Raw genomic sequence first — 5,864 nt, 5'->3', positions numbered from 1 at the left:
CGTTGGCCAGGTCCCGGCCCTTGGAAATCAGCTCGAAGTCGGTGGGCATCAGCTTGCCCTCGCGCTGCTCGCAGAAGACCCAAACGTCCTTGAAGGCAGCGATATCCGCACTGTTGAAATTAGACATATTCGTTTTATCCCCCTTCTCAGATGATGTGCTTGGCGGCCAGGATGCCCGCCAGCTTCTCGCAGGTGGCCTTGTCCGCGCCCTCCAGCATCATGCCGGCGCCCTTCTGGGGCGGGGTGAAGCTCTTGAAGATGTTGGTGGGGGAGCCTTTCAGGCCGATGGTGGTGGCGTCGATCAGGGGATCGTCCTTCAAATCGTCATAGCCATAGGTGGTCAGGGGCTTTCCGTAAGCCTCGAACACGCCGCCCACGCTCATGTAGCGGGGCTCGTTCAGCTCCTTGATGCAGGTAATCAGGCAGGGGGTCTGGGTCTTGATGGTCATATAGCCGTCTTCCAGCATCCGCTTGACGGTGACGGTATTGCCTTCTTTGGTGATGTCCGCGGCGTAGGTAATCTGGGGCAGATGCAGCTTCTCTGCCATCTGGGGACCCACCTGGGCCGTGTCGCCGTCGATGGCCTGGCGGCCGCACATCACAATGTCGTCGGCTTCCACGCCGATGCGGTTCACCGCCGCGGCGAGAATCTGGGAGGTGGCGTAAGTATCGGAGCCGCCGAACTCCCGGGCGGAAACCAGGATGGCCTCGTCCGCGCCCATAGCCAGGGCTTCCCGGAGCATGCCCGCCGCCGGCGGGGGACCCATGGTGACCACGACAACCTTGCAGCCCGTGGCGTCCTTCATTTTCAGGGCGGCCTCCAGGGCGTTCATATCATCGGGGTTCGTGATGGTCTGCATGGAAGCGCGGTTCAGGGTACCGTCGGGATTGACTGCGACCTTGCCGGAGGTATCGGGAACCTGCTTGATGGAAACAATGATTTTCATGACCGTTTACCTCCTATCTTATTTCACGCCCAGGCGGCTGGAAATGACCATGCGCTGGACTTCGGATGTACCCTCGTAAATCTCGGTGATCTTGGCGTCGCGCATCATGCGCTCCACGGGATACTCGCGGGTGTAGCCGTAGCCGCCGAAGAGCTGGACGGCCCGGCGGGTCACGTCGGACGCGGCCTCGGCGGCGAAGAGCTTCGCCATGGAGGCGTCCATGGAATAGTCCTCGTGCAGCTGCTTCTTGCAGGCGGCGGCGTACACCAGGTACTGAGCGGCCTGCATGCGGCAGTGCATGTCGGCCAGCTGGAACTGGGTGTTCTGGAACTGGCTCAGGCGGCGGCCGAACTGAACGCGCTCCTGGGTGTACTTCACGGCCTCGTTCACCGCGCCCTCGCCCAGGCCCAGGGCCTGGGCCGCGATGCCGATACGGCCGCCGTCCAGGGTCATCATGGCGATCTTGAAGCCCTTGCCCTCTTTGCCCAGCAGGTTCTCCTTGGGAACGATGCAGTCCTCAAAGATCAAATCGCAGGTAGAGGAGCCCCGGATGCCCATTTTCTTCTCATGCTTGCCGGTGGAGAAGCCGGGGAAGCCCTTTTCCACGATGAAGGCGGAGATGCCGTGGTTTCCCTTGGACTTGTCGGTCATGGCCATGACCACAAAGGTGTCCGCCACGTTTCCGTTGGTGATGAAGCACTTGGAGCCGTTGAGGACATAGTGGTCGCCCTCCAGGACGGCGGTGGTCTGCTGGCCGGAGGCGTCGGTGCCGGCGCCGGGCTCCGTGAGGCCGAAGGCGCCGATCTTCTTGCCGCTCAGCAGGTCGGGGAGATACTTTTTCTTCTGCTCCTCGGTGCCGTGCTCAAAGATGGGGGCGCAGCACAAGGAGGTGTGGGCGGAGACGATGACGGCGGTGGTGCCGCAGACCTTGGCCAGCTCTTCCACGCACATGGCATAGGAGAGAACGTCGCCGCCGGCGCCGCCGTACTCCTTGGGAAAGTAAATGCCCATCATGCCCAGCTTTGCCATCTTCTCCACGGTCTCCATGGGGAAGCGCTCTTCCTCGTCGATCTCCTCGGCCAGGGGTTTGACCTCGTTCTCGGCGAACTCGCGGTACATCTTACGGAGCATCAGCTGCTCATTGGAAAGATGAAAATCCATACCTTATATACTCCTTTACTCCGGTTTTACTTGGAATAGTCGTAGAAGCCCTTGCCGGTCTTCTTGCCCAGCAATCCGCCGCGGACCATCTTCTTCAGCAGCAGGGCGGGACGGTACTTGGGATCGCCGCTCTCGTTGAAGAGGGTCTCCATGATGGCCAGGCACACGTCCAGGCCGATGAAGTCGCCCAGAGCCAAGGGGCCCATGGGATGGTTCGCGCCCAGGCGCATGGCCTTGTCGATGTCCTCCACGGAAGCGACGCCGGTCTCCACCAGGCCCGCCGCCTCGTTGATCATGGGAATCAGGATCTTGTTGACCACAAAGCCGGGAGCCTCGGCCACTTCCACCGGGTCCTTGCCGATCTCCTGGGACAGCTTGTAGATGAAGTCGAAGGTCTCCTGGGTGGTGTTGGCGCCCCGGATGATCTCCACCAGCTTCATGCTGGGGACGGGATTGAAGAAGTGCATGCCGATCACGGGATGGTTCAGGCCGTTGGCCATCTCGGTGATGGACAGGGAGGAGGTGTTGGAGGCAAAAATGGCCTCGGGCTTGCACATGGCGTCCAGCTCGCTGAGCAGGGCCTTCTTGGTGCCCATGTCTTCCTTGACGCACTCAATGACGAGATCCGCGTCGGCGCAGGCGGACTTTTCCTCCACCAGCACGTTGGCCATGATGGCGTCGGCGGCGGCCTGTTCCATCCGGCCCTTGTCCACCCGCTTCTGGAGAGAGGCGGCCAGCTTGTCCTTGTGCTTCTGGGCGGACGCCACGGAGCTGGCGTACATCAGGGCGGTGTGGCCCTTCGCCGCGAAGACCTGAGCGATGCCGCTGCCCATCGTGCCCGCGCCAAAAATCGCTACCTTCATGATTGTTCCTCCTGTTATTTTGTAAAATTGTGGGTTCTGTTAACTCGTTTAAGTTTGGACAAAGAGAGCAAATCCCGACTTTGCTAATTTGCTCACAATCTTCATTATAGGGTCCCCGCACCAAATTATCAAGTACAATTTTACCGCCGCCCCCCTCTTTTTTTCTTTTTTACGATTCGTACAAAATACTCGTTAAAATTTATACAATTTTCTATCCGCCGCCGTTTTTTCCCATCCCCGCCGCCCCCCGGCGGAAGCTCCCGCTTTGCCGGAAAAGCCCCGCCCCTTTGGTAGTTCTGTCATTTTTTTAGATTACCTAAAAATTTTTTAGATTTCCTCTTGCTTTTTCCGGTTTCTATGCTATCATGGGAACATCACCTGAAATTTTTTTAGCTCGATCAATAATATATTTTGGAGGCGCGTCATGAAAGAAGCCATCAAGTGGACCCTGAACCGCATGCCCAAGAGCGAGGACAAGCAGCTCCCCGTCATGTCCCTGTCCAACGTGGCGAAAGCCCGCTTTTTCCACAGCAGCTTCCCCCAGTACTCCATCACCCCCCTGGCCGAGCTGGACGGCATGGCCAAGTATCTGGGCCTGGCGGGCCTCTATGTGAAGAACGAGGCGCACCGCTTCGGCCTCAACGCCTTCAAGGTCCTGGGCGGCTCCTTCGCCATGGGCCGGTACATCGCCAAGGAGATGGGCCGGGACGTGTCCGAGATGACCTATGACTATCTGACCAGCGAGGCCTTCCGCCGGGAGTTCGGCCAGGCCACTTTCTTCACCGCCACCGACGGCAACCATGGCCGGGGCGTGGCCTGGGCGGCGAATAAGCTGGGCCAGAAGGCCGTGGTCCACATGCCCAAGGGCAGCAGCCAGCCCCGCTTCGACAACATCGCTAAAGAGGGGGCCCAGGTCACCATTGAGGAGGTCAACTACGACGACTGCGTCCGCATGGCCGCCGCCGAGGCCGCCCAGACGGAGCACGGCGTCATTGTCCAGGACACCGCCTGGGACGGCTATGAGGAAATTCCCTCCTGGATCATGCAGGGCTACGGCACCATGGCCGGGGAGTCCGCGGAGCAGCTGCGGCAGATCGGCGTAAACCGCCCCACCCACGTCTTCGTCCAGGCGGGCGTGGGAAGCCTTGCCGGGGCCGTGGTGGGTTATTTCACCAACCTCTTCCCCAACGATCCCCCGAAGTTCATCGTCATGGAGGCCCAGGCAGCGGACTGCCTGTACCAGGGCGCCATGGCCGGAGACGGAAAGCCCCGGGTGGTGGACGGCGATTTGAAGACCATCATGGCGGGCCTGGCCTGCGGCGAGCCCAACACCATTTCCTGGGACATCCTCCGCAACCACGTTACCGCCTTCGTCTCCTGCCCCGACTGGGTCAGCGCCCGGGGCATGCGGATGCTGGGCGTGCCCGTGAAGGGGGACCCGGTGGTCATCTCCGGCGAGAGCGGCGCGGTGGGCATGGGCCTGATCGCCGCCATCATGGAAACCGACGAGTACAAGGACCTGCGGGAGGCCATCGGCCTGGACCGCTACAGCCAGGTGCTGATGTTCTCCACGGAGGGCAACACCGACCCCCTGAAGTTCCGCAAGGTGCTGTGGGACGGCGAGTTTGCCACGGTCTGAGGGGGAATCTATATTATAATGTATCAGAGCCGGACCGGAGGGTCCGGCTCTTTTTGAATTCTGTTGCCTTCCGGCCAAAAATGTGATATAACAGCAGATGGAAGAAACAAAGAAAACTTTACGATGGAGGACAGCTTATGAATACCAACATCCGTCCCGCAGACATGAAGCGAATCAATACCCCCCAGCTGGCGGAGGCGTTCATCGCCGAACAGGTGGCCCAGGTCCGGGCCCAGGTTGGGGATAAAAAGGTGCTGCTGGCCCTCTCCGGCGGCGTGGACTCCTCGGTGGTGGCGGCCCTGCTCATTAAGGCCGTCGGAAAGCAGCTGGTCTGCGTCCATGTGAACCACGGTTTGATGCGCAAGGGCGAAAGCGAGCAGGTGATTGAGGTTTTCAAAAATCAACTGGACGCCAACCTGATTTACGTAGACGCCACGGACCGCTTCCTGGATCTGCTGGCGGGCGTGGACGAGCCGGAGCGGAAGCGGAAGATCATCGGCGGCGAGTTCATCAAGGTCTTCGACGAGGAGGCCCGGAAGCTGGAGGGCATCTCCTTCCTGGCCCAGGGGACCATTTATCCCGACATTCTGGAGAGCGACGGGGTTAAGGCCCACCACAACGTGGGCGGCCTGCCGGAGGATATGGACTTCGAGCTGGTGGAGCCGGTGAAGCTGCTGTTCAAGGACGAGGTCCGGGTTGTGGGCCGGGCCCTGGGCCTGCCGGTTTCCATGGTGGAGCGCCAGCCCTTCCCGGGTCCGGGCCTGGGTGTGCGGTGCCTGGGGGCCATCACCCGGGACCGTCTGGCGGCCCTGCGGGAGTCCGACGCGATTTTGCGGGAGGAGTTCGGCAAGGCGGGTCTGGCGGAGAAGGTGTGGCAGTTCTTCACCGTGGTGCCGGATTTCCGGTCCACCGGCGTGCGGGACGGCAAGCGGGCCTTTGACTGGCCGGTGATCATCCGGGCGGTCAACACCGTAGACGCCATGACGGCCACGGTGCCGGAGATTCCCTGGGCGGTGCTTCAGACGATTACGGGCCGGATTCTGGCGGAGGTGCCGGGCGTGTGCCGGGTGCTGTATGATTTGACGCCGAAGCCGGTGGGGACGATTGAGTGGGAATGACCGTTAAAACGGCGCAAACCCGCATGAATACAGGGTTTTTGACCTGTCACTTTGCCTTGTGATACTGGATTGATACTATTCGTTTCAACCCGGTCACACAAGAGAATGATTGCAAAGGGCAAGCGAACCGCCCTGC

General features: G+C 60.7%; 5 protein-coding genes and 1 pseudogene. 2 read left to right on the top strand and 4 right to left on the bottom strand.

Translation table 11 applies throughout. The features are described 5' to 3' along the window. The 4 genes and pseudogenes from Q1M04_RS15860 to Q1M04_RS15845 form a co-directional block, all read right to left on the bottom strand. A pseudogene (locus Q1M04_RS15860) lies at positions 1-127 on the bottom strand (electron transfer flavoprotein subunit alpha/FixB family protein); the annotation flags it as partial. Between the two features lie 19 nt (positions 128-146). Beyond that, positions 147-947, bottom strand: coding sequence for an acryloyl-CoA reductase electron transfer subunit gamma (gene acrB, locus Q1M04_RS15855; RefSeq protein ID WP_204791772.1), 801 nt, complete (start codon positions 945-947; stop codon positions 147-149). Positions 948-965: 18 nt separating this feature from the next. After that, positions 966-2,108 carry an acyl-CoA dehydrogenase gene (locus Q1M04_RS15850; RefSeq protein WP_204791773.1) on the bottom strand — a complete coding sequence of 381 codons (1,143 nt, stop codon included), beginning with the start codon at positions 2,106-2,108 and terminating at the stop codon, positions 966-968. Between the two features lie 26 nt (positions 2,109-2,134). Continuing rightward, positions 2,135-2,974, bottom strand: a complete 840-nt coding sequence (locus Q1M04_RS15845; protein WP_204791774.1) for a 3-hydroxyacyl-CoA dehydrogenase family protein — start codon at positions 2,972-2,974, stop codon at positions 2,135-2,137. Positions 2,975-3,395: 421 nt separating this feature from the next. Between Q1M04_RS15845 and dpaL the strand changes: the two genes are divergently transcribed. Continuing rightward, entirely contained in the window at positions 3,396-4,610 is a 1,215-nt protein-coding gene (gene dpaL, locus Q1M04_RS15840) for a diaminopropionate ammonia-lyase (protein ID WP_204791288.1), read from the top strand. A gap of 164 nt (positions 4,611-4,774) precedes the next feature. Further along, positions 4,775-5,728 carry a glutamine-hydrolyzing GMP synthase gene (gene guaA / locus Q1M04_RS15835; RefSeq protein ID WP_325178320.1) on the top strand — a complete coding sequence of 318 codons (954 nt, stop codon included), beginning with the start codon at positions 4,775-4,777 and terminating at the stop codon, positions 5,726-5,728. Positions 5,729-5,864 lie beyond the last annotated feature (136 nt).

Source organism: uncultured Oscillibacter sp., from assembly GCF_950073225.1.
In the GTDB taxonomy this organism is placed as follows: domain Bacteria; phylum Bacillota; class Clostridia; order Oscillospirales; family Oscillospiraceae; genus Oscillibacter.
The sequence above is the reverse complement of the archived record's forward strand: the minus strand, read 5'-3'. Positions and strand labels throughout refer to the sequence as shown.